The organism is Caulobacter sp. FWC26, assembly GCF_002742645.2.
GTDB lineage: Bacteria > Pseudomonadota > Alphaproteobacteria > Caulobacterales > Caulobacteraceae > Caulobacter.
In genome coordinates this window covers 634,390-658,555 of sequence record NZ_CP033875.1, presented here as the reverse complement: position 1 = coordinate 658,555, position 24,166 = coordinate 634,390, and the positions used below count along the sequence as shown (strand labels likewise).

19 protein-coding genes and 1 tRNA gene are annotated in these 24,166 nt (G+C 62.0%); 8 read left to right on the top strand and 12 right to left on the bottom strand.

Translation table 11 applies throughout. From position 1 onward, the window contains the following. Positions 1–468: 468 nt before the first annotated feature. From CSW63_RS04755 to CSW63_RS04735, 5 genes are all read left to right on the top strand, one after another. Positions 469–834 (top strand): PRC-barrel domain-containing protein, encoded by a 366-nt coding sequence (locus CSW63_RS04755; protein WP_197425250.1) that lies wholly within the window; start codon positions 469–471, stop codon positions 832–834. A gap of 247 nt (positions 835–1,081) precedes the next feature. Continuing rightward, a complete protein-coding gene (locus CSW63_RS04750; protein WP_231737436.1) occupies positions 1,082–2,308 on the top strand; it encodes a serine hydrolase in 1,227 nt (408 codons plus the stop codon). 526 nt (positions 2,309–2,834) lie between these two features. Further along, on the top strand, positions 2,835–4,619 hold the full coding sequence (locus CSW63_RS04745) for a hypothetical protein (protein WP_099502806.1): 1,785 nt from the start codon (positions 2,835–2,837) through the stop codon (positions 4,617–4,619). 199 nt (positions 4,620–4,818) lie between these two features. Beyond that, positions 4,819–5,343, top strand: a complete 525-nt coding sequence (locus CSW63_RS04740) for a hypothetical protein (protein ID WP_099502808.1) — start codon at positions 4,819–4,821, stop codon at positions 5,341–5,343. A 141-nt stretch (positions 5,344–5,484) separates the two neighbouring features. Beyond that, positions 5,485–6,528 (top strand): HNH endonuclease, encoded by a 1,044-nt coding sequence (locus tag CSW63_RS04735; protein WP_210408498.1) that lies wholly within the window; start codon positions 5,485–5,487, stop codon positions 6,526–6,528. Between the two features lie 32 nt (positions 6,529–6,560). Here CSW63_RS04735 and CSW63_RS04730 read toward each other — a convergent pair whose 3' ends face one another. From CSW63_RS04730 to CSW63_RS04720, 3 genes are all read right to left on the bottom strand, one after another. Continuing rightward, positions 6,561–7,325 carry an SOS response-associated peptidase gene (locus CSW63_RS04730; RefSeq protein WP_099502810.1) on the bottom strand — a complete coding sequence of 255 codons (765 nt, stop codon included), beginning with the start codon at positions 7,323–7,325 and terminating at the stop codon, positions 6,561–6,563. Between the two features lie 4 nt (positions 7,326–7,329). Continuing rightward, the gene (locus CSW63_RS04725) at positions 7,330–7,674 is read right to left on the bottom strand and encodes a hypothetical protein (RefSeq protein WP_099502812.1); all 345 of its coding nucleotides are present in this window, start codon (positions 7,672–7,674) and stop codon (positions 7,330–7,332) included. A gap of 69 nt (positions 7,675–7,743) precedes the next feature. Beyond that, positions 7,744–8,325, bottom strand: a complete 582-nt coding sequence (locus CSW63_RS04720) for a hypothetical protein (RefSeq protein WP_099502814.1) — start codon at positions 8,323–8,325, stop codon at positions 7,744–7,746. Between the two features lie 1,536 nt (positions 8,326–9,861). Here CSW63_RS04720 and CSW63_RS04715 point away from each other — a divergent pair. After that, positions 9,862–11,550 (top strand): recombinase family protein, encoded by a 1,689-nt coding sequence (locus CSW63_RS04715; RefSeq protein ID WP_099502815.1) that lies wholly within the window; start codon positions 9,862–9,864, stop codon positions 11,548–11,550. A 212-nt stretch (positions 11,551–11,762) separates the two neighbouring features. On the opposite strand, the gene CSW63_RS04710 is transcribed toward CSW63_RS04715, so the two are convergent. After that, positions 11,763–12,344, bottom strand: a complete 582-nt coding sequence (locus CSW63_RS04710; protein ID WP_099502817.1) for a tyrosine phosphatase family protein — start codon at positions 12,342–12,344, stop codon at positions 11,763–11,765. Between the two features lie 174 nt (positions 12,345–12,518). Between CSW63_RS04710 and CSW63_RS04705 the strand changes: the two genes are divergently transcribed. Next, complete coding sequence (locus CSW63_RS04705; protein ID WP_127846934.1) at positions 12,519–13,391, top strand: AbiJ-NTD4 domain-containing protein; 873 nt, start codon at positions 12,519–12,521, stop codon at positions 13,389–13,391. 79 nt (positions 13,392–13,470) lie between these two features. Here CSW63_RS04705 and CSW63_RS04700 read toward each other — a convergent pair whose 3' ends face one another. The 6 genes from CSW63_RS04700 to CSW63_RS04675 all read right to left on the bottom strand — a co-directional run bounded on the left by CSW63_RS04700 (position 13,471) and on the right by CSW63_RS04675 (position 20,352). Next, complete coding sequence (locus CSW63_RS04700) at positions 13,471–14,529, bottom strand: hypothetical protein (protein ID WP_127846933.1); 1,059 nt, start codon at positions 14,527–14,529, stop codon at positions 13,471–13,473. Between the two features lie 271 nt (positions 14,530–14,800). Continuing rightward, on the bottom strand, positions 14,801–15,529 hold the full coding sequence (istB, locus tag CSW63_RS04695) for an IS21-like element helper ATPase IstB (RefSeq protein WP_066684304.1): 729 nt from the start codon (positions 15,527–15,529) through the stop codon (positions 14,801–14,803). Beyond that, on the bottom strand, positions 15,516–17,030 hold the full coding sequence (gene istA, locus CSW63_RS04690; protein ID WP_066684306.1) for an IS21 family transposase: 1,515 nt from the start codon (positions 17,028–17,030) through the stop codon (positions 15,516–15,518). Before istA ends, istB begins: the two co-directional genes overlap by 14 nt. 78 nt (positions 17,031–17,108) lie before the next feature. Continuing rightward, the gene (locus CSW63_RS04685; RefSeq protein ID WP_099502823.1) at positions 17,109–18,422 is read right to left on the bottom strand and encodes a hypothetical protein; all 1,314 of its coding nucleotides are present in this window, start codon (positions 18,420–18,422) and stop codon (positions 17,109–17,111) included. Beyond that, positions 18,419–19,537 carry a DUF4297 domain-containing protein gene (locus CSW63_RS04680; protein WP_168193597.1) on the bottom strand — a complete coding sequence of 373 codons (1,119 nt, stop codon included), beginning with the start codon at positions 19,535–19,537 and terminating at the stop codon, positions 18,419–18,421. Before CSW63_RS04680 ends, CSW63_RS04685 begins: the two co-directional genes overlap by 4 nt. A 738-nt stretch (positions 19,538–20,275) precedes the next feature. Further along, positions 20,276–20,352 (bottom strand) — tRNA-Arg (locus CSW63_RS04675). 253 nt (positions 20,353–20,605) lie between these two features. Between CSW63_RS04675 and ggt the strand changes: the two genes are divergently transcribed. Continuing rightward, entirely contained in the window at positions 20,606–22,345 is a 1,740-nt protein-coding gene (gene ggt / locus CSW63_RS04670) for a gamma-glutamyltransferase (protein WP_062099861.1), read from the top strand. Between the two features lie 7 nt (positions 22,346–22,352). Here ggt and CSW63_RS04665 read toward each other — a convergent pair whose 3' ends face one another. Both CSW63_RS04665 and CSW63_RS04660 read right to left on the bottom strand, forming a co-directional pair. Continuing rightward, on the bottom strand, positions 22,353–22,583 hold the full coding sequence (locus tag CSW63_RS04665) for a hypothetical protein (RefSeq protein WP_062099860.1): 231 nt from the start codon (positions 22,581–22,583) through the stop codon (positions 22,353–22,355). Positions 22,584–22,665: 82 nt separating this feature from the next. Beyond that, entirely contained in the window at positions 22,666–24,162 is a 1,497-nt protein-coding gene (locus tag CSW63_RS04660; protein ID WP_062099859.1) for a sensor histidine kinase, read from the bottom strand. Positions 24,163–24,166 lie beyond the last annotated feature (4 nt).

Here is a 24,166-nt window from a genome sequence, read left to right as displayed (position 1 = left end):
CTCCCAAGGCGCCGTCACGACCGACGGCGTTGCAAAGCAGGAGGCCCGATTATACAAATTATGTCAAATATCTTATACGATATACCCAAACCCTCGTTCTCTCGCCTAACGTTTCAGCCGCTCTGTCGCACAGCTGCCGGATCGAAATGGCCGGCTTGATCGAGGACTCCGGCGATGTTGTTCTTCGCGGCCCTCGTTATGACCCCGTTCTGCAAGCTTCCGTCCTTGAGCAGCGCAAAACCTCCGCTGGACGCTCACTAGCCGTGGGCGATGGTCAAATGCGGACGTTAGCGCACCTCCGGTAACTGGACGCTTGGCGGAGGGGCCGAGAAGACCGATCCCCACTCCGATCGTCAGCCCCCTGTCAGGACGCGCGAGCAATACTCCGTATACGGTGTTGTGAAAGACGCCGTAGCAACACCCTGCTCCCGCCAACGTTGTTCGAGTCCACATCGAAGGAGTACGCCCATGAAAACCGCCATCCTCGCCCTGTCCGTCGCCGCGCTCGCGACCGGCGCAATCGCTCAGACGACGATCGCGCGCGTGGAGAGCCAACCGGCCAAGGGCGCGTTCACGGTCGGCCAAGTCGAAGACGCCGACGTCATCGACTCGGCCAATCGCAAGGCCGGCGAGGTCGAGCACGTGTTGCTCGACGCCGCCGGTAAGCCGACGGCCATCGTCATCGAGATCGACCGGATGGGACCAGACAAGAAGGTCGTCGTCGCCTTGGCCGACGTCACGGTAGCGCCCGAAGTGGGCGATGCCGACGATCACATCGTTCGAACGAAGCTGACGAAGGCGCAGCTGGCCGCACTGCCTGATTGGAAGGGCTAGGCTTTGTGCGCCCGCCTTCGAGGAGGGCGGGCGCCGCACACCTTGCGCCAATAGCTGCCGTCGGCGCGCCTCCCGGAACACGACGTTCGGTGGGGGCGCACCGGCTGCGCTAAAGCGCCTGCATCGACCTCGACTTCAAGGTTTCGGACCGCGCTCTCTTTCCGCGCGCCCAGTCCTTCAAATACGTTCGCCGGAACGCAAGGCTTCGCGCCCGCCTATGGAAACCGAGATGAGCCCTTCTGGACCGATGTTCGCGCGGCGGGCTTTGCTGGCTGGATCGACGGCGCTGGCCGTCAGCGGCGGGGCGACGGCCGCCCGCGCCCGTCCGCGCGCGCCATGCCGGGACGAGGATGCCGCCTGGATTCCGTCGGTAGACCTGGTTCACGAGCTTCCACGCTTCATGCGCATTGCCGGGGTCCCCGGCGTCGCCATCGCGGTCATAGACCGCGGAAAGCTCGCCTGGAGCCGCAGCTTCGGCGTGAAAAACATGCTCACCCGCGCCCCGGTGCGCGAGGACACGTTGTTTGAAGCGGCGTCCATGACGAAGCCGGTCTTCGCCTATGTCGTGATGCGGCTGGTCGATGAAAAGCGCCTGGACCTGGACACGCCGCTCGTCGCGTACCGCCGGCCCGCGAACCTGGGTGATGACCCGAACCTCGAACGGATCACGGCCCGGCATGTGCTGGCGCATTCGACCGGCTTGCCCAACTGGGCGACCGGACCGCTCGTCACGAGCAAGGCGCCGGGATCCAGTTACACCTATTCGGGCGAAGCCTTCATCTGGCTGCAGTTGGTCGTCGAGACGATCATGCAAATGGGCCTTGGCGGCGTGATGCAGGCCAAGCTGTTCGGTCCGGCCGGAATGTCTCACAGCAGCTTCGGCTGGGACGAACAGATCGCCAGGTCGGCCGTCTTTGGCCATTCCGAGCCTCCGGAGGGCGAGGAAACGCTTCCGCCCCAGCCCACGCGCGAGCTGGGCGACCGGCTGCTTCCGGTCGCGTCGCGGTGGCGCAAGCCGATCGCGTCATGGACCTACGAAGAGTCGATCGCGGCCATGCGCGAGACCGATCCCAAGACCGCGCCGTCGACGCACGACCTGCTGGTCAATTCGGCCGGCGGGCTCCTGACGACAGCGTCCGACTACGCGAGGTTCATGCAGCTGATGATCGATCGGCCGACACGGGCGGACTGGGAGATCAGCGAGGCGTCAAGGCGAGCGATGCTCACCCCTCTGCTCGACATCCGCGGGCGCGATATTTCGCGCGGACTGGGTTGGGAACTCGAACAATCCTCGGCGGGCCCGCTGTTCCAGCACAGCGGCAGCAACTACGGGATCTTCAAGACGCTGGGCGTCGGCGACGCCCGCCGGGGGCGCGCGATCGTCGTCTTCACCAACGCCGCGAACGGCAATGCGCTAGCCGCCCGGATCGTTCGGCAGGCGACGGGGATCGACCGGCTGAAGTCCTTGGTCTAGCCGGCGCTCTTGGCGCGGGGGCGGCCGCGCCCGTCAGTTGGGCGTGTTCTCGCCCATTCCCGAAAACCTATCTATCCGGCAGCAGGACCACCTTGAGGCAGTCGCCTTGATGCTGCGCGGCGATCGCCTCGTTGATCTGGTCGTCGATGTCCGACAGCACGATGGCCGAACAATCCGAGGACGCTCCGAAGAGCGCTCTTGGATTGTCGATAAGAGGATTTTTGTTCCGGAGTGGTTCCGATCACCATGAGCGGAACCGACGCGAAAACCGCGCCGACCTAGGCCTCTGTTTTTCTTGGGAGAAAATGGCGCGCCCGGAACGATGCGTTCGCGAGCCGATCTACGTCGCCGCCTAACTCATTGAAGCCTATCTTTTTTGTTTCTTTACAGTTGCTTACACCAGCGCCTCGTTGCAATAACCGTTGACAATTTCGTTGAGAATGAGCGTTTCGGTAGGGCTATGGGGCGTAAGCGTAGCGTAGGTAATGAACGGCTTGGCGAGTACGTTCACGTTCGGTCGGGCGGGATGCTGGAACTCCGCTACCCGATCCCAGGTGATGTTGCCTACGCATTCCCAAGGGCGTCCGGGCCAAGGCGCTTACTTATTCATTCGCTCGGAACGAGGGACCCAAAGCTCGGGAACGCCAAAGCGGATCAGTTAAGGGTCTCGATCAGAAACGAGATCAGTAAACTGCGTGCGGCCTCGGGAAGCGTCGCTCTGAGCGAATTCTTGGTCCAAATTCACGAAGCGGAATTACAAGATTTTCGAACCCAGATCGCGAACGCAGCGCGCGATCGGCAGCTGGCGCGATTGGACGGCTCTTCCCTTGAGGCGTTGAAGATTAATCGGGCGAGGGCGAACCGGGTCGACTACGGAAAAGCCCTTCTGTCAGACGATTTCGAGGAGCAGATCGCTACCGCAGGCTGGGCTGCAGACTACTTTTTTGAGAAGAATAAGTGGCCGATAGATCGAGCCTCTCCACGATACAAGCAGATCGTGCGCCAATGCGCTTCGATGCTTGCTGACGCTAACATCGCAAAGAACGACATCGATGCTGGTCAGGAGCCATCCGCCCCAATTGGTCATGCCCTATTGAATGCGGTTGAGACGCGCCGCGCTCCGGCGAAAAGCTCAAAGAACGCTATCGCTGACGAAGGCGCTCTGTCGATTACAGCGTACTTCGATAAAATTTACTCGACGTCCAACGACCACGTAACCGCCCCGCGCGCGGGCGAACGGAACATCGGGGGCAAACGGCATTCGGTACAAATATTCTCGCAGATCATGGGTGATCTTCAGATCGCGGATATCACCAAGGGCAAGTTGTATGATTTCTTGGATGAAATCCTAAAACTGCCTGACAGCCGAAAACTTCCCGGCAATCTCAAGAACGTCAGCGCGAGAGAAATCCTCAAGCGGGTTGAAGACGGATCTCTAAAACTGCCCGCTATTAGCCCGAAGACGGCCAACAAGCATCTCTCCAACATATCTTCGATACTGGATTTTGCCGAACGTCGCCGACACATCGATAAAGCGGACGCACGCGGCGTTAAAGTTCGCTTTGAAGACACTGAGGACGCCGGTCGCCCGTTCACGGCGGCAGAGTTGAATAGGATTTTTGCTCTACCGCTCTTCACTGGATGCATGGGGGAAAACGTCGCTGGCGGACTCTTCAAGCCAGGATCTGTGAAAATCAGGGACGATCGTTTTTGGATCCCTCTTTTGCTACTCTTCACCGGAGGACGCTCTTCCGAAATCGTTGGGCTAGAGACCGCTGATGTCGTGCTGGACCACGAAGTTCCGCATCTTCTGATCTCACCTAACAGCACTCGACCCAGGCTTAAGAACCGCCATTCGCGAAGGATGGTACCTATCCATTCCCGACTTTTGGATCTCGGCTTTGCGCAGTTTGTAAAGGCACGGATAAAGGGCCGCGATCAGCGACTTTTCCCTATGGCTGGGACTGTGAACTATCAAGACGCAAGCTATGGCAAGGCGCAGCGGGGACTTTCCGCCGCCCTGATCATGCGGCAGTTCAATCGAACCCACCTTCAGCATGCCGACGCTGATGGAAACGGCGGCTCAATAAAATGCTTCCGGAATTCCTTTGAGCAGGAAGCGGCTTCGAAAATCCCCTCCGACGAAGTTCGGCAGCGCTTAACCGGTCGGAAGGTCGCGAGCACGGCACGAATTTATACCAATAATATACCGCCTGATCCAGACCAGCGAAAGGCGCAGTTGAAGCGGCTGAAAGGAGAAATCGAGCTAGTCACCTACGACTTCCTTGATCTGTCACAGATCAAGCCCTAGCGGGTTCCCAAGCTAGAGCAGTTTCGCGCTCTCCGTTGGCGTCTGGACGGTGGCGGAGATAGGAGCGAATGCCTGGGACCTGCATAGCCTCCGCTTACGGGCAACCATCGCGGACCAGCGCCCCCAGAGGTTGCGCCACGGCAGACCATTCCCCTATGGTGGCGCTTGGCCGTCAGGGGGACGGCTGGGAGGGCTAATCTTGAAGAACTACCGTTTCCTCGCGACCTCGGTCGCGGCGGTCGCGTGCGCTTTCGCGACGTCGGCCTTTGCCGATAAGTTGAAGATCCCGGAAGGCACCGAGGTCGTCGTGCGGTTCGAGGAGGCGATCACCTCCGCCACGGCGAAGGAGGGAGATCGGTTTACGATCTCCAATGGTGAGTCGATCGACCTTGGCGCGGGCAAGTCGGTGCCAGCTGGATTTGTGGGCGCGGGAGAGGTCACCCACTCCAAGAAGCGGAAGGCCATGGGCCAGGCTGGCGAGCTGAACGTTCGGTTCGACTACATCAAGGTCGGTGATCAGAAGATCCGCCTGCGCGGCACGAAGGCTGGCGAGGGTGATGCCCGCGTCGGCACCACCGTGGTTCTTACCGTGCTCTTTGGTCCGCTCGGCCTCCTGAAGAAGGGCAAGGACATCGAGATCAACAAAGGGCAGTCGATCAAAGCCTACGTTGATGGCGATACCGAGATCGATTGGCCGGCCCCTAAGCCGCCCCTTGAGCGCTAACCGGCCCGATCGGCTGCGCAATAATCCGGCCTGATTGAACTAGAGGGCGGTGCGTAGGCCCTGAGCTGAGCGCGCCGCTCTCTCCCGCCTCAGAGACTGGAAGAAGCAGCTGTAGTGAGACGAACGCCCGGGAGATGAACGTTGGCACTCGGAGATCTTGATGCGAAAGCGGTCACCCGCGCGCTGGACGAATTCGACGCTGTGGGCCGCGCCGCGTTTCTCGCGAAGTACGGGTTCGGGGAGGCTCGCAGCTACTTCGTCCGGCGCGGTGAGAGCCTCTACGACTCCAAGGCCATCGCCGGCGCGGCGCACGGCTATCTCGGCCTAGGTGCTGCTCCGCTGAAACCGGAGGACTTCTCGGGCGGTGATGCGACGGTCGCCCGCGTCTTGAAGGCACTAGGCTTTGACGTCGTTCGCCTCGGCGCCGACAAGCGGGTTGCTGAGCCGGAGGCCGACAAGCCAGGCAGGAACCCGCCCTGGACCCGGGATGAACTAATCCTCGCCCTTGACCTCTACCTGGCCCACGAAGGCGTTCTCCCGGATAAGAGGTCGTCAGAGATCGCCGAGCTGTCCGCGCTCCTGAACCGCCTGAGCGCGAAGATCCATCCGGTGGGATCCGCGACGTTCCGAAACCAGAACGGGACGTACATGAAGCTCGGCAACTTCAGGCGGCTCGATCCTCGGTTCACCGCACTCGGCAAGAAGGGCCTGTCCCGGGGGAACAAGGATGAGGAGGTCGTTTGGGAGGAGTTCGCCGGAGACCGCGAGAAGCTCAAGAAGGTCGCTCAGGCGATCCGTGAGGCTGTCGACAGCCCCACCTTCGAAACCACCGCCTATGACGATCTGGACGAGGTTTTCGAAGCTCCGGAGGGACGTGTTCTAACCCGCGTTCACCGGACCCGAGAGCGGAACCGAAAGCTCGTCGACACGAAGAAGGCCAAGGTCTTCAAGGCGACCGGGAAGCTGATCTGTGAGGCGTGTGACTTCGACTTCGAGGAGACCTACGGATCCAGGGGAAGGATGTTCATTGAGGCTCACCACACCAAGCCCGTTGAGGAGCTCGGTGAGGAGGGGAAGACGCATATCGATGACCTCGCCCTCCTCTGTTCAAATTGTCACCGGATGATCCATGTCGCTCGACCGTGGCTATCCGTTGAAGAGTTGCGAGCCATGCTACGGCGATAGGTCTGCGAGCAAGCCTGGCGTCCAGTAGGGCGTCACAGCAGCAGCGCCGCGCTCTCCTTCGGCGGGTCCTGCTTCTGCCCGACGCCCCGGCTGACGATCATGAGCGCATCGTCCGGAAGCGGTCGCTGAAGCGCCTTGGCCTCGTCCCACGGCGCGCGCATCCAGACGTCGCGTTCCTCAGCGGTCGTGAGAATGACCGGCATGGCCTTGTCATGGACCGGACCGACAATGCCGTTCGCCTCGGTGGTTAGGAAGGCGTAGAGGTCACTGGTCACTTCGCCCTCGGAAACCTTCCGGACGCAGGTCCAATCGCGCTGGTGAACGCCTGCGAAGAAGGTGAGCGGCCTATCCTCGCCCAGCGCAAACCAGACGTTCTCTCCGGGTTGTCCGCCCACCTGGTTAGGCTCTGCGAAGGACGTCAGCGGCACCAGGCATCGATGCTCCGGTGTCAGCCAGCGTCGCCAGTGCGGGCTATCGGTCTTGCGGACGTTGGTGACGCCCCGATCCGGTTCGGCTTTCAGAAGCTCGGCGAACCGGGCGGCGTCGACCTCGTGTCCTTTCTTGCGCAGAGCGTCCGCCCGCTTCTCCGCCGCCTGCTTCTGGACGAACATCGGAGAGGGCATCCCCCAACGGGCCAAGACGAGTTCCTGACCACTGCCTACGCTGCTACGCACGATCGGAGCGGCCATGTCTGGGAAGATCCCCGGGAAGTCGGGCATGTTCCCGACGCCGTCGATCGCGGCGAGCAACGCCAGGATCTCGGTTTGGCCGCGCCTCATCGCGTAGTTGTTGCACATGGGGCTAGGTCTTCTTCAGCCAGATCCGCGCCCACCAGTGCGCACCATCATCGTTGTCGTACTCGAGACGGTAGGATTCGAACGCCGGGTGGATGTGCCAGAACACCGGGGGCGGGGCGTTCCCGTAGTTATACGCTTCGAGGTCGTGAGGGCGGTCCGGAACGGGCGGCAGGGTTGACGATACCACCTCTTGGTTCGCCTCCCGACGGAACCAGAGCTTCACCTGCTTCTCGCCCTCCTTGCCGCCTTCAGCCGGCGTGACCTCGGCTCGGGCGACCCAGGGAAGAGACCAGAGCGAGACGTCATGGTCGGCGATGAAGAAGAGGGCGTCGGGCGTGGTGTCGTTCATGGCGTGGACGCTATCTGGGGCAACCGGGGGCGCCAAGAGCGGGAGGCGTTGAGATCCACGAGTGCGTCCCTAGAAATCCGTCGGCTCGCGCAGGCGACCGATGTTCAGCTTGCGCATCTCCCGCTCGATCGTCGACCGACCTCCATAGGTGTTTGGGTCCGGCCAAGCGACGTTGACCTCCCATGCGGTCTTTCCGCAGGCGCACCCCTTCCTGAGCAGCCCGGGGATCGCGGCGATCGTCGTGCTTTCGTCGCCCAACCCTTCGGCCTTCAGGCGGGCGATCATCGTCTCCGGCGAAATTAGGCTGACCGTCGCGCATCCACGGCAGATGATCCGGACCTTCACCGCTACGCGCCCTCGCAAGACCACTAGCGACAAGGTCGCGCGGTTCGGGTTCTCCAGCCACTCGATCCCGCAGCCCTCCAGGCGCGCGCACCGCATTGCGGTCTTCACCTGTTCGATCGTGAGGGCGCCAAGACCCCGCTCGACGATCCGGGCGTGGTCGATGTGGCAGTTCCGGCGGCAGTCGCGCTGGTAACAGCGCCCCCGCACGTCGTGGTCACGCGCGAGGTAACCGGAGATCGTTCGATCGAGAGCCAAGGTTCCGGCGATGATCTTCCAGCCGATCGGGGGCTTGAGGTCGCGGCGCATGATGATGTTCCCGAAACGTTCTGCTTCGGCGGGGGCGTCGAGTCAACTGTTCGGTCGTTGGAGCTGATTCCAATTGCGTTGCACCAGCGCCCGCAAGTTCGGCCTTGGGCACGCCGTTGCGCCGAGCGCGGAAAACGAATAGCGGCGCAACCCGAACTCGAAATCGCGCCCATACAAGCATTGCCTCGATCAAATATTGAACAAGGATCTCTTGTCGAGAAATGACACTAAATAACGTTTAAATCATAGCGATTGCCCCTACCGAAGAATCGATCGATACATAACGCGCCATTTAATATTTGGAGCACACATGAAAAAGATTGTAGTTGAAGCGAAAGAACTAATTTCATCAAGCGGGAGAACTCATGTGCCGGACGCTGTGCCGGTTTCTCCCGGGATCTATGCCTTAATCTATCGAGGCGACCCCGGATCATCATCCCTCAACCTCCTCGGGGGTGCGATGGTTCGTATCGGTTCCGCAACGCGCGATATCACAACCCGCTTACGCGCTTTGGCTCGCATTCTTGGCTGGGACGGCCATTCAGACATCCGAGGCGATCTTCGTTTCGGAGGGCTGCCAGACTGGCTTGCCTCACTGCCGTGCAGGCCGAAGCCGGAAGACTTCGCGCTAGTCCTCGCATGCGGCGAACACGCACAGTATGCGGAGCGCTTGACGTATGAGGTCGCTCGGGACCTGACGGGCTCCCCGCCGCCGGCCAACCGATGCCTTCCGGGGATCTATCAGAAGGAGAAGCTCAACTGGCTTGCAGGCCGAGAAGAAGGCGGGTTCGGCCTAACGCGGTTGCTACTGGGCGATCACTTGGACGATTGGCTCGCAAAGAGGGGGCGCGCCTGAAGCCGCCGCTAGGCCCGATTAGATCGCCGCTAGAGGCAGGAGCGCGCCCAGGCTCAAGTTGGAGCCGCAAACAGCAAAAGCCGCCCTACGGGCAAATGAGCGCGATCTAGAGGGTATAAGAAGTAAGCTTCGACTTCCGCCGCCAATGAAGCGACCCGGATCGTGCTGAAGGTCAATTTTCTAAGACTTCGACCTTCAGCTGAAGCTGGGCGCTCACCTCAGTCGACCGATGGAAGCCATGCGAGTCCATTTGAAACTACACGCGTAGTATCGAATAATGATGTCGGGCGTTTGCACTACGACGCCTACTGGCAAGGCCCTCGGCTTTAGGAGCACTTCTCCTGGTCGAGGGCCGTTTGCGTTTTGAGCGCGCAACCAAGAGCCCCTAGTCGCGCGACGCGCTTTTAAACGTCAGCTCTTCATATGGATGCCAATTGCCGCTTCCGACCCTATCCTGAACTAGGACCGCCCGCTCTACGGCCCAGCTAAATAGTTCGCCTGCGGTGCCGACGCTGATTTTCGTACCGCCCGACCATGGACCGGACTTGAGAAAGTCGCCAACTGAACCACCCGGACAAGACGTAGGATGGCAAATTTCGCGAAAATCCACCTTTTGACGACCTGTTGAGCGCGGTCGCGCGCTGGTATCCTAGCGAGGGGGGAACCGGTGGAGGTTCACCATGCCAGACGGCTTCAAGCCTGCACTTATTCCGGCAGCGCAGTACCTGCGGATGTCGAAGGATCACCAGCGCTATTCTATCCGCAATCAGGCGCGCGTAATCGCTGCCTATGCCGCCGAGCGCGGCTACACCATCGTCAAAACCTACACCGACCCCGGCGAAAGCGGCCTGACGCTGCGCGAACGCATCGGCCTTCAGGCGCTCCTTGCTGACGTGATCAAGGTGGAGCGCCCATACGAGCGGCTGCTGGTCTTCGATGTCAGCCGATGGGGCCGCTTCCAGTACCTCGATGAAGGCGGCCACTACGAGTTTATCTGTCACTCGGCAGGGGTCCCCGTCTCTTACTGCGCCGAAATGTTCGAGAACGACGGCTCGCCGATCATGGCCTTGCTTAAGCAGTTCAAGCGCTACCAGGCGGCGGAGTTCAGCCGCGACCTCTCCAGCAAGGTGCTCTATGCGCAGCTCTTGCAGGCGAAGATCGGCCACAAGCTCGGCGGACCCCGGCGCTACGGATTCGAACGTATTCTGGTCGATGAACATGACCAGCCGATCCAGAAGCTGAAGCCTGGACAGACAAAAGCCTTCAACAACCAAAGGGTCGTCTATGCGGTCGGTCCGGATCACGAGGTAAAGATCATCCGGGACATGTTCGCCTGGTACACGCGCGACCGCATGAGCTTCAGGGGTATCGCCAGGCGGCTAAACGAGATGGGTGTTCCGGCGGGCGATCATCCGACCTGGGGTGAGGCCCGCGTCCGTCACCTGCTCACCGACGAGCTGGTGCTGGGCATCTATGTGTTCAACCGCACAACCCAGAAGCTGAAAAGCAAGCGGCGGAAGAATGCGCCGGAGGATCTGGTGAAGACGAAGATTCTGGAGCCCATCATCAGCCGCACCTTGTTCGAGAGTGCGGCTCGGCGACGGCGCATCCGTCGGCACCGTGTACCGGCGGAAGAGAACCTGGCTGCGGTGGCGCGCCTGTTCAAGGCGAAGGGCTACCTCACCGGCAAGCTGATCGACGAGTGCCCTTACGCCCCAGGCCAGCACGTCCTGCTTCAACAGTTCGGTTCGATTCACCGCGTTTATGAGCTGGTTGGCTTTCAGCCGTCCGGCTGGTGGCGTCCGCCCGGCCAGGACCGGCCTGTGACCAAGGAGGAGATGCTGGCGGCGCTGCGTCGCCTGTTCGAGCGCGACGGCTACGTGACCGAGGCGACCATAAATGCGGAGCCGTCAGTTCCCAGCGCTCCTGGATACCAGTCCAAGTTCGGCAAGCTCACCAACGCGTATCGGCTGGCAGGTCTGCCCTACAAGCAAGGTGATCTTCAGCGGCTCGGCCTCGAAAGGCTGCGCGCCAGGCGCGCCGGCGAGCCACCCCGCAGGATCAGCTTGCCTCGCTGGTCTGAGATCAGCGAACGATATAGTGACGAGGAGTTGCTGGATCGGCTGCGGCAGCTGCACCACAAGCACGGCTACGTGACTGCCAAGCTTATGCGCGCAGACCCGGACACTCCAACGCCGGTTGTGTACATCCATCGGTTCGGCACGCTGATTGATGCCTACGGACGCGCCGGTCTCGAGAACCGACGGTTCAACATCTGGAGCCGAGCGGCGCGGGCTCGCAGCGAAGCGGCGGCGCAACGGAAGGCGGATACGACGGTGGTGTCCGCTATCCCGCCCCGCATGGCGTGATCGCATCATCTCTGCCACGGGACGTTTTCCGCGATACTCAGTGCGAATGGACAACCCGTTCTGCAGGTTGCCGGACATTCGGAGGGAGCCCTATGGGCCGTCTAACGTCCGTCATCCGCCATTTCTGGAGGTCCGAGACGTGCGCTTCCTAGCGACCTTCTCAATGGCGGCCTTGAGGGGTTAGCGTTGTCTCGGTCCCCGCACGTTGGCTTCTAAAGCCACGAGTAAAGCTGTGGGCTGGACTTCACGAGATGCAGCCGAGCCTCGCGCTTTTCCTTCAGCCCGGGGGCGGAGGCTTCCCAGGCCGAGACTGCAGAGATCAGCCCGCCCCGACGCTCCAAGATGTCGTCGGCGAGTTTGACTACCACAAGGTTAGGCGTTGCGATGGGGCGGATAGCCAGCAGATGCTCAAGTGCTGCTGCCTCTGAGCCCGCGCCTAGCCGATCGGCCATGATCGCCAGCGCTATCGCCGCAGACCTTCCCACGCCATGAAAACAGTGCACCAGCAGCGAGCCCGCTGCATGCTCTTGAGCGAAGGTTAGAGCCTCCGCGACCTGCTCTCTCGTTGCTACGCGAACGCCGAGGGTGTCATCGTCAACATCCTCGAACGCGAGGATCAGATGCGCGGGAGCGGGTTGGCGATTGAAGCGGAGCTGGTTTGCCGACCGACAACCGGGATCTTCGAGAGTGATGACCGCATCAAAGCGTCGCTTATGCCTCCTGGCTTGAGACAGGCCAGCAACAACGATGCCCTTTGGGGGCGGAGACAGCGGCAACATGGGATGCTCAGCCATGGAGTCTGGATAGTCCTCTTTCCACCCTTTTCTGACGTGGCAGCGTCCGCTTCCGGGCAGTCGGTCAGATGCCCGGTTCAGCGCGAGCATCGATCTTCCGGTCTCAGCCCGTCTCGGTCATTGGGCGAAATAGTGTAGGCTGTCAGGCGAGCGCGTCCGGATTTCGGAGAAGGAATGGAAGAGCCGCCCAATAGTCTTACTTTTTCTCAGCGAAATGGCCTGTCACCTGTGCCGCCCCAGTTGAGGCTAGGGGAGGTTAGTAGAGAATTACGCAATAGGCTGCACTATCCATTGGCGTTAGATTTCAAAAACAATACAAAGAACAACTACACAGATTCTTGGATTTCCGGCTGGTGGGAGGATTTGTTACGCGATCATTTCGTTCTGGTGGAAGGAAAAAATATTAACCGTTGGGATAACAAATCTTACGCCAACGAGAAGCGACTAGAAGCTATGCTGATGGTGTCGAGCCTAGGCAGCCTTTTCGACTTTGTAGAGTTCATCCTACAGCACCCAAGAACGCCACCTACAATTAGCATAGCGCTAGAGCGAGCATTTGTTGACTCTCGCGCGGCCTATCGCGTTTTTGAGGGGAAAACCATTGGCGCGGTTGGCACGGCAGAACAAGCCGCCGCGATTGAGCTCGGAATTCAAGATGCGGCATCTCTGCCTGGAGCCGCTAACCACCTAGTGAATGCATCAACAAGCCTAAGAAACGGAGATTGGGCGGCGAGCGTGCGTGAGAGTATCCACGCCGTGGAGTCGGTTGCCGTCCAACTTGCCCCTTCGAAAGACACACTCGGAGACGCTCTAGCCGTTCTAAGTGCGCAGCAGCACATCCATGGCGGACTCAAGAAGGCGTTCGGTGCGCTGTATGGATACACATCCGACGAGGAGGGAGTCCGCCACGCTTTGGTCTTTCAAGATGGACCTGCCGTAGACGAGTCGGACGCTCTTTTCATGCTCGGCGCCTGCGCATCGTTCGTGTCTTATCTTGTCGCGAAAGGCAGGGCCGGCGGCTTAATGGTGACCGGCACCGATGGCTGACGGTTATCTGAGTTGGAAGAGGGCGGGAAGCCGCCTCCCTTCCGGACTCACCTCCGGCCCGGCCACTCGGGGATATGACTCAATCTTTGACCAGCAGAATGTCGGGTGGCTCCCGGATGAACTGAGGGGCAGGGACACCCTGCTGCTTCCTTTCCTCGCCCTCCTTCATCGCCTCGTCGAAAAGCTTCTTGTTGGCCTTCCTGACTTCTTTGTCGCGAGCTTTAACGTGAGCGCGGTCCTGCTTGATCTTGCTCTGGAACGAACTCGGCTTCGACCGCCTGGCAACAGCCCGGTCAGGATCGTCCCCGCGATCATCAACATCCTGGCGTGCAAGCTTGATCAAAGCCGCGAGGTTGTCCCGCCGCTCGGTCATCCAATGGTCGCGAGCCAGCTGTGTTAGAGGCCGAGTAGTCAGCAGCGTCGTTTGGTGCCTATCCCCGCCATCATTCTCGGTGATCATGGCGGTGACTAGACTCGCAAACTTGGTCGAATAGCCACCCCATCCCTCAGGCACATCGCTCCAAGGAGACGCCTCGACCGCTTGCTTGGACTGATTGTCCGCGAACTTGCGAAGGGCCTGTTTGAGCTCGTTGGGACCCTTTGAGCGCGTCCAAAGAAATGGCTGGTTCGGGACGACTACGCCGTGGAGATGAAGACGGTAGGTCTCATCGGTGACGTCGATTGCGAAGGCGAAGTCAGCTTTCGGCAGGACCCTCTTCAAAAAGCGCTTCAAGCGGCGCTGAAGGAAGACCGTGAAGCCAAGGGGAGACGCCAGCGCCTCTTTCACAAGATCCTCAGAGAGGTTGATCGAAAAAGCCCTACCGTTCATTTCGGGGCGGGCCGCGACAGCGCACATTGCCGCCATCTTCATGGCGTCGCCTGCTCGATCCCAATCAGGGGTTTGAATCCAGATGACGGGCTTCTCGCCTTCCGGCGCCATTAGCCTGGGAACAGTGAAGCCAAGCGACTTCAGGAGTTCGGGGAGAGACTGAGGCTGAGGCTGCGCAAGGCTTTGGCCTTGCTCCGCAGTTCCTGCGATCGCTACCGTCTCGGGGCTCCGCCCCTTCCCCGACGCGATCTCGGAAACCTTCTTAGGTCTGCCAGCAAGAAATCCACCAGCAGCTCGAAGTGAGTTCATGGTCTGATCGGGATTACCAGGTCCAACCAAGACTGATCTTAGCTGTCCACCCGTACGAAGTTGGTTCTTGGGGTGTCAAACGGCGTCCAAAGCTGACCCCCAATATGCGTCCAAAGTTGACCCCTCTACGCTCTGTTCCCGGACCGGCGGCGAGGCGCGTAGCGGTCAGCTAGCGCAGCGCGTCGCCGCCTAGTGAGCCACTGATCTTTCAGCTGCCCGGAGGGGGTCTGGGGGAGGTTGAACAAGTTGTGGATGACGCTGGGCGCGCCGGTCAGGCGCGGTTCCTGAGCCGCCAGCTGTCATTGCCGGTCTCGACGATGTCGCAGTGATGAGTCAGGCGGTCGAGCAGCGCCGTGGTCATCTTGGCGTCGCCGAAGACGGTGGGCCACTCCCCGAAGGTCAGGTTGGTGGTGATGATCACCGAGGTGCGCTCGTAGAGCTTGCTGATCAGGTGGAACAGGCGCTGGCCGCCGGACTGGGCGAACGGCAGGTAGCCCAGCTCGTCGAGCACCACGACGTCCAGACGTGAGAGCTGGGCGGCCAAGGCGCCGGTCTTGCCGCGCCGGGCCTCGTCCTCAAGGCGGTTCACCAGATCGACGGTGTTGAAGTAGCGGCCACGGGCGCCGGCCCGCACGACGTTGGCGGTGATGGCGATGGCCAGGTGGGTCTTGCCGGTGCCCGTGCCGCCGACCAGGACGATGTTGCGGTGATCGGCCAGGAACGAGCCGCTGTGCAGGGCGCGGACCAGGCCCTCATTGATCGGCGAGCCGTCGAAGGTGAAGCGCGCCAGATCCTTCATCGCCGGCAGCTTGGCGGCGGTGATCCGGTAGCGGATGGAGGCGGCCTGGCGGTGCGCGGTCTCGGCCTTGAGCAGGTCGGCCAGCATCTCCAAGGCGGTGCGGTTGCGCTGCAGGCCCGTGGTCACCGCGTCGTCGAACGCGGCGGCCATGCCCTTCAGGCCCAGCTGACCCAGGGCCTCGATCATCTCATGCCGCTGCACGGGGACCTCGCAGCAGGTCGTAGCGGGCGCAGTCGGCGATCGGCGGATGACGCAAGGCCAAGGCCTGTGACGTGGTGATCGCCTCGGGCCTGGGCGGTTCGCGCCGTCGGGCCAGGATGTTGAGGATCACCTCGTCACTGGCGGCGCCGGCGTCGAGGGCCTCGCGGACCGCGTCGTCCACGGCGTCCAGGCCGTCGTCGAGGACGCTGGCCAGCACCCGAACGAAGCGCCGATCGGCCTCGTCGCCCGAGCCCAGTCGCTTGCGCAGCCGGGTCAGGGCGGGCGGCAGAGACCAGTCCTGGAACGGCGCGCCGTTGCGCAGCGCCCCAGGCTTGCGTGCCAGGACAGGCAGATAGTGCCAGGGGTCATAGACGGTGTGGTCGCGCCCAAAGCCGCGGGGATGATCGGCCACGACCTCGCCGTCGCACAGGACCATGACCCGGTCGGCATAGGCTCGGATCTGCACCGCCCGGCGCGCCGCCCTGGCCTCCACCGAGTAGCGGTTGCGGTCGAAGTTGATCAGGCAGGTGGCCTGGGCGACGGCCTCGACCTGGTGGAAGCCGTCGAAGGGCCCTACGAACGGCGCCAGGAACGGCCGCTCAGCCTCGAACACCTCCTGGACTGTGCGGTCGCGATACTCGGGGTGACGGTCGTTGCGGGCCCGGCGCTCGCACTCGGCTTCCAGCCAGCCGTTCAGCTCCTCCAGGGTCCTGAACCGAGGGCGCGGCTTGAAGATGTTGTCGCGGGCGTAGCCGACCTGGTTCTCCACCTGGCCCTTCTCCCAGCCCGAGGCCGGGGTGCAGGCCACAGGCTCGATCAGGTAGTGGGAGCACATCTGCTCGAAGCGCCGGTTGAAGCGCCGGGTCTTGCCGGCGAACACCGCCTCCACGGCGGTCTTCATGTTGTCGTAGATGCCCCGCCGGGTGACACCGCCAAACAGCGCGAAGGCCCGGGCATGGGCGTCGAACACCATCTCCTGGGTCTCGCGCGGATAGGCCCGGATGTAGAAGCGGCGGCTGTGGCTGAGCCGCAGGTGGGCCACCTTCACCGTCAGCGGCGTGCCGCCGATCTCCACCTGGTCGTGGCTCCAGTCGAACTGGTAGGCGTCGCCCGGCGCGAAGCTCAGGGGCACGAAGGCCTCGACCGGCGAGCTGACGCCCCGGCGCTGATCAGCCCAGCGGCTCGCGTAGCGCCGAACCGCATCATAGCTACCGTCGTATCCCTCACGACTTAGTAGGTCGGCGATCCGTGTCAGCGTCAGCCGGTCTTTACGAGGGCCCGAGGCATTGGCCTCCAACATGCCCTCCAGGCGCTCGATGAAGGTCCCAAGCTTGGGGTGCGGCTGCTCGCGCCGCTCGTAGACCAGAGAGGTCTCTCCCGATCTCAAGACCTTGCGCACCGTGTTGCGCGCCAGGCCCATCTCCCGCGCGATCGTCTTCACGCCCTTACCCCGCGCGAAATGCTCGCGCCGGATCTTCGCCACCGTCTCCAATACCAACATCCCTGTCTCGATCCGCAGCTCCACAAGCCGCCGATCTGGCCATCAAAGCCTCAAGGATAGGGGGTCAACTTTGGACGCCTATCTCCCCGAGAAGGGGGTTAGTTTTGCAAGCCGGAACACAAGGTAGAGATCTTTTATTGACTTCTGGTGCTTTCGGTCGTCGTACGACTTCATAGTCGCAGCGGCCTCGTCAGCGCGAGCATCCAGCGCGCCGATCTGTTCATCCAGTGACGACAGCTCGGATGCGATAGCCTCATCAACAAGGCGTTCGCTCTCTCCTTCCAGAAGGTCGCGCAGCCTGACGTCGCCCCGCTGTTCATCCAGCAGTCGGTTTATACTACCTATCTGATCGCTAAAGCCGTCGAACTTAGCCCGTTGCTCAGTGATCCGCTGCTCAAGCCGGGCCAGGTCCTGTTTTGCTTCAAGAAGGAAGCCACGGCAGAGATCTGCGTCGCCAATGAGACCAAACTTGTTGGCAAAGTCGTTATCATGCGAAGTCCCGCAGGTAGGGCAGAAAACCTCGGATTCCGAAATATTTCTCAGAAACTCATAGTCCCCGTCGAGTTCAGCCAGCGCTTGCTGAGCAATGTGCATCTGTTCCAGAACCACGGCTCGCTGCGAGTGCAGCTCAACCAGTGACTTCTGGATGGCTTCCTGTTCAGCTTGGAGCCTCTGGCAGCGCTCAAGCAGCTCCTCTAGCCGCTCGCCGAAAGCGGCGGGCTGCAGGTCAAACTTCAGGCTCGTGCGCTTCGCCTGGAGCCGCCTGGATGCCCGGTCGACCGCGCGGCGATCGATGCGAAGCGTCTCCTTCTCGCTTTCGGCGGTGAGCTTCTCGGCTTTGGCTACGTAGTAGTCATTCGGGCGCAGACCGGTATGGAAGTAGGCCGCGTCCTGCTTGGCGTTTTCAAACTGAGCGAGCCCGGCGAACGAACTCCACGTCTTCAGCCACCCGATATCCTGATCGATATAGTAGGGCAGGAAGCTATAGGCTGGCGGGGGAACAACGAGATCACCGTCTCTGTTCCGCAGCTGCAGCCGGAAATCCAATAGCTCAGCCATCTTCTCCGCCACACCCGACGAAATTCCTGACGCGAGCCACAGCAACTCGCTGCTGCCGTTGAAGAGGGCAAAATTGCTTCCCGTCCGCAGGATCCGATACGGGGTACCGTTCAATGTAAAGTCGACGAGGATGTGCGGATTGGCCTTCCGCCAGTTCGGGTGGACTTTGTAAGCGTCCGCGCCGAAGGCCGAATAGATCGATTTGATGAGTGACGATTTACCGGTGTCATTCCCGCCGAGTATCACCGTCGTCTTGGGATCGAACGAGACCATCCTCGCCGCCCGTTCCAGATCGGAGCAAAGATAGAGCTTTTGTAAGCGCAAGCTTTTCATGACCCTTGGTCCTCAGATTCCGGATCAGACGCTTGAACTTCTCCTGGCGGTTCATAGGAGAACACCTCGTAGAGGATCATCGCTTTCACCCTGGCGGGCATGAACGGGTTCATGTTGGATCTGATGGCGCGTTCTGTAGCGCCATAGATGAGGTCGATTAGATCCGGCAGCGGAAGCGTGGAAGCTCGATTTTGCCGTATATGGTGCCGGATAGCCTCTCTCGACCTGTTCAACGCCTCGTCTCCGGGGCTGAGCGCGAGGGGCCTGTACCTCCGCCATTCTCGATGAACTTCAACCAGCTCCATCGCAGGCAGGTTTAGGTTTTGGCTTACATCAGCCCACTCTGGAGAACGTTGGCGTTGACGCACGTGATCAAGCCACCCCTCTACCTGCGCGCGGGTGATGGACTTATGGCGGACGAGATCGGCAAAGCTGCGGATCACTCCTGTAAACTTCGACTTCGTACGGCATTCCTCGACGATCGCCTTGTAGAGCGTGTCCGGGCTGTACTCGATCTCACCTACGACCTGCGTGATGAAGTCGATCAGCTTTCCTTTGAGATGGGCGTCCGCGTCGTGCAGGCTGAGGTCCGCCCTCACGAAGTGGATAAGGGTCGCGGTGGATTCAGTGGCTGTCGGATGTTCAGCCTGCAGCTTCGCAAGGAATTTCTCGAACGCCTCGCGGCTGCAGTCACTGAATGCTTGCGTCCCTGTCGCCGGACTAAGGAACTCGCAAGGCACGTTCGAAACGAAGTTAAGGCTCGCGGTTTCATCGGGAAACGCGATGTAATTGGCGTACAGATTGCCGAGGAAAGATGGGAGACGTTCCGAAGGACTATCTTTTTTGGGGCGCTGCTTAGTTAGATCGCCAAGGGTCCAGTGACCCTTGTTCTTTGTTTTGACCTGATAGAATCTGACGGACGTCGGCTCTGATGCGCTGTCCATGACCAGAATGTCGTCGTGGAACTCAAACGCGATCGCATAGTCATCGCCACCGCCGTGCTGCTCGAAGATCAGCGCGAGACCCCAGAGAGCTTGATAGTCGTAACGCTCGAACCCCGTTTCGCCGCCCTTTTCGCGCTGCGGTTTCGAGATGAGCTTCTCTGCTAACGACAATCGGCTTTCCCCTCGCGCCACCGACAGTCTATCTAGAACATACAAACACGCAACGCGCGACTGGGAGCTGGCCGGAGTGGCAAGCAGCTCTGGGCGGTGGCAACCGCTGGAGAACTTGGCTTTGCCCGAACCCCGCGACCTTTCTGTCAGCGAAAAATTGGGTTCAGCCTCCTAACGGTAGGACACAGGTGACCGATGCGGACGCAGCGAAGGTCAGCAAGGAGCCTGTGTCGGTCGTTGCGCTCGCGAGAACTGGCTCTGGTACTATTATAATAGCGAACGCTCCCCACTTGGCAGAGACGATCCTGAAACACCTTCCCTCACCTCCACCTCTTTTGCGGAACCGCCCTATGTGGGCTGGAGAGGAGATCTGTAGATACTGATTTTATCGTTTTTCAATAAATCAGATTTTGAGAGGGAAATTCCCGGGAAGTTGCCCGGTAGTTCGCAGAAATTTGCTTTTACCCGCAGCGTGACCCAGCCCGACAATCTGCGAGAAAAATCTACGGCAACGGGTCAAAGCTCCAGTTGCCCTCACCCTCACGAAATTTTCGCACGGCGGCGTGACCCTGGTCGGGCAGTTTCAGAAACAATGCCACCTGCCCAGCCAAGCCACGGTCGCACAATAGCGGCCCCGCGCAGTCGTGGCTGACCAGCCTCTAAACCGTTGACAAAACCGTTGTGAAAAGCGCCGCGCAAGAACCCCAAAGCCTATATAAAACAATTGCTTGGGAGAAATGGCGCGCCCGGAACGATTCGAACGTCCGACCCTCAGATTCGTAGTCTGATGCTCTATCCAGCTGAGCTACGGGCGCGCACTGCCTTGCGGCGAGGCGGGGGAGATAGCCCAGCCGTTCGGGGGACGCAAGCCCGGTTTGGCGGATAATTTCGAAAAGTTTCGCGCACCCGCGTTCGGTTTCGCGTCGCGCCTTGCCTGACGGAGCTTCAAGGGCGGTGTTTTGGGGGCGTGTAGCGGCGAACGGGCGTGACAGCGCCGCATGATTGGTGTCCATGGAGACATCCGGAGCGGCGGGCAGGCTGCTCCCCGCGTCCGTCACGAGGATCCGTATGCGTCGTTTGGCTTCCCTGCTGGCCCTGTCCGCCGCGCTGCAACTCTCCCTAGCCCCGCTCGCCGCGCACGCCGAGTCCATTCCTCTGGCGATGCCGACCCCGCGTCCGGCGGTGACCTCGACACCGGCCAAGGGCATGGTCGCCGCCGCCAATCCGCTGGCCGTCGAGGCGGGCCTGCGGGTCCTGCGCGACGGCGGATCGGCGGTCGACGCGGCCGTCGCGATCCAGGCGGTCTTGAGCCTGGTGGAACCGCAGAGCTCGGGCCTGGGCGGCGGCGCATTTCTGATGGTCTACGACGCCAAGACCGGCAAGGTGACCGCCTATGACGGTCGCGAGACCGCGCCGAGCGGCGCGACGCCCGATATGTTCATGGGGCCTGACGGCAAGCCCCTGCCCTTCGTGAAGGTGCTGCTGTCGGGCCGCTCGTCCGGCGTCCCCGGCGCGGTCGCCATGCTGGCCCAGGCCCAGAAGGAGCACGGCAAGGTCGCCTGGAGCACGCTGTTCAAGGACGCAGAGACCCTGGCCGCCGACGGCTTCGTGGTCAGCCCCCGCCTGGCGGGGATGATCGCCAGTCGCGCGCCCCAGGCCTCGCAGCCGGACGCGGTCAAGTATTTCACCAAGCCGGACGGGACACGCTACAAGGCTGGCGACGTGCTGAAGAACCCGGCCTATGCCGAGACGGTGCGCCGGATCGCCGCCGAGGGCCCTTCGGCGCTGTATGAAGGTCCGATCGCCCAGGCGATCGTCGACCGGGTCCATGAAGGCGAACTGCCCGGCAGCATCTCGCTTGAGGACCTGAAGGCCTACAAGCCGAGGTCGGGAGCGGCGTTGTGCCGACCTTGGAAGGTCTACACCGTCTGCGTGCCCAATCCGCAGTCCAGCGGCCTGGCGGTGATACAGGCGCTGCAGATGCTGGAGCACACCGACATCGGCAAGCGCGGCCCGACCGATCCGGTGGCCTGGACCCTGCTCGCCCAGGCCGAACGGGTCATGTACGCCGACCGTGACCGCTATGTGGGCGATCCTTCGTTCGTGACCGTCCCGGTCGATGGCCTGCTGGATCCCAAGTACGTTGCGGAGCGCGCCAAGCTGATCACCGACAAGGCCGGCGCAGCGCCGCCGTTCGGCAAGCCCAAGGGCGCGCCCAAGGTCGGCGTCGACATGACCCATGAACCGGGTGGCACAACCCACTTCGTAGTGGCGGATACGCAAGGCAATGTCGTCTCGATGACCACCACGGTGGAGAGCATCTTCGGTAACGGCCGGATGGTGGGCGGCTTTTTCCTGAATAACCAGCTGACCGACTTTTCGTTCTCGCCGGTCGAGAAGGACGGCGCGCCGGCCGCCAACGCCATCGCGGCGGGCAAGCGGCCCCGCTCGTCGATGTCGCCGCTGATCGTGCTGGACAAGAAGGGCAAGTTCCTGGCCGCCGTCGGCTCGCCGGGCGGCAACGCCATTCTGTCCTATAACCTCAAGGCCATGGTCGGGCTGTTCTACTGGAACCTGAACATGCAGCAGGCCGTCTCGCTGCCGAATCTCGTGGCGCGCGGCGAAAGCTTCTCGGGCGACGCCGACCTGTTCGGGCCGGAGATGCTGGCGGCGCTGAACGCCCGAGGCGTGGGCGTCAAGGTCGGTCAGCTGGAGACCTCCGGCTTGCAGGGCGTTATCGTGCGGCCCGGCAACGTGCTGGAAGGCGGCGCCGATCCGCGTCGCGAGGGCGTCGCCAAAGGGCTCTAAGGACGGTTCATGTCTGGGCCTGGTGCTCTTCCAGGCCCGCCTCGACCTCGGCGCGGGAGAAGACCTCTTCCTGTCCATCGACGAGCAGCTCGGCGTCGGCGGCGTTCTGGACGGCGACCATGGCCGCGACGCGGCGCAAGGCGGAAGGCGCGTCAGGCGCGTCGACCGTGATCTCGTGTATCGGTGCGCTGTCTGGCGAGGCGCCGAGCTTCACAGCGATGGTCCAGGTCGTGGCCATTTTGGGGCCTCCTCAAGAGCGCGTTAGGTTTAAGTGTACGCGGTTAAACCGCTCGAACGCGCTCCAAGTGTAAAAATAGGGCCTAGGCGTCGGCGGCTCGGTGGCCCGGCTCCTGCGGCGCCTCGGGTAAGGGATCCGGTGCGCCGGACAGGGTAAGATCGAACACCGAACCCCCGGGTCCGGTTTCCACCAGCACGAGGTCCCCACCGTGCCCCTGGGCCAATTCGCGGGCGATGGCCAGGCCAAGTCCCGTCCCCCCCCGTCGCACCGAGCCCACGAACGGCTGGAACAGGTTGGCGCGGGCCCGCTCAGGAACGCCCGGACCGTCGTCGGACAGGCGCAGGACGCTGCCCCCGTCCGCCCGCCGCAGTTCGATGAACACCTTGCCCTTGCCGCCGCGATCCGGCGCGCCTTCAATGGCCTCGCGCGCGTTGCGCAGCAGGTTGGTCAGGATGCGATGCAGTTGATCTGGATCAGCCAGCACCTGCTCGCGCGGACCGATGACGGTCTCCAGGCTGACGCCCGCCGGGGTGAGGCCGGCGTCCTCTGCGGCCATGTCCAGCGCCGGCCGGAGCGGGATCACCCGAGCCACTGGCTCCGGTTCCCGCGATTTCCCATAGGCCATCACGTCGGAGGCCAGGTTGATAGCGCGGTCCAGAGCGCGTTCCAGACGCGGCAGGGCTTGAGCCACCTTGGGGTCGCCTAGCGCCGCCAGACGGTCGGACGCCATCTGGGCGCTGGTCAGCATGTTGCGCAGATCGTGATTGATCTTGGCGACCGCCTCACCCAGAGCGGCGAGCCGCGCCTTCGAGGCAAGGGCCGCCAGGAGGTCGGCCTGCATGCGATCAAGCTCTAGCTCGGCGCGACCGATCTCGTCGCGGCGATTGGAGACGGCGATGCGCGCGGCCGGGTCGTCAGGGTCGCTGCGGAACGCCTCCATGGCGCGGGTGATGCGTTGCATCGGCCTCACCAGAAAGATGTTCAGGAAGGCGTAGACCAGCACCCCAGCGAGGGTAGCCACAAAGATGGTCACCCCTGCCAGCTGCCAGAAATAGGCGACCAGCTTGGCCTTTAGAGGGGCGTCAGGCAGCACCACCTCGATGAACTCAGCCTTGCGAAAGCGCGGTTCGGCCATCACGCGGACCATCGCGCCCTTGGGGCTGGTCAGGGTGAAGAACGGCGCAGCGAGCCACGAGCCCGGATTCTGCCGACGCAGGTCAACCAGATAGGGCGTCTCGAACGGCTGCTTGGGCGGAAGCACCAGACGGCGCGCACCATCGACCTGGACGGCCACGGTCACCGCTCCGGCCTGATCGAACATCTGGCTGGCGACCGCGTCGCTGACGCGCAGCTCAGGATCGGATTCCGCGATGGTCGAGGCCAGTTCCCCCGCCCGCACCCGATCCAGAAGCCACTGCTCCTCATAGGCCGCCAGGGCCGGTGGCAGAATCAGCAGGCCACCGAAATTGACCACGATGGCGGTAAAGAGCAGGAGGCGCGCCGACAGTCCGCCTGGCCACGGAAAGCGCCTCCGGGGCCTGGGGTTTTCGTCTTCCGAGGGCGAGCCGGGTTCGACCATCCGG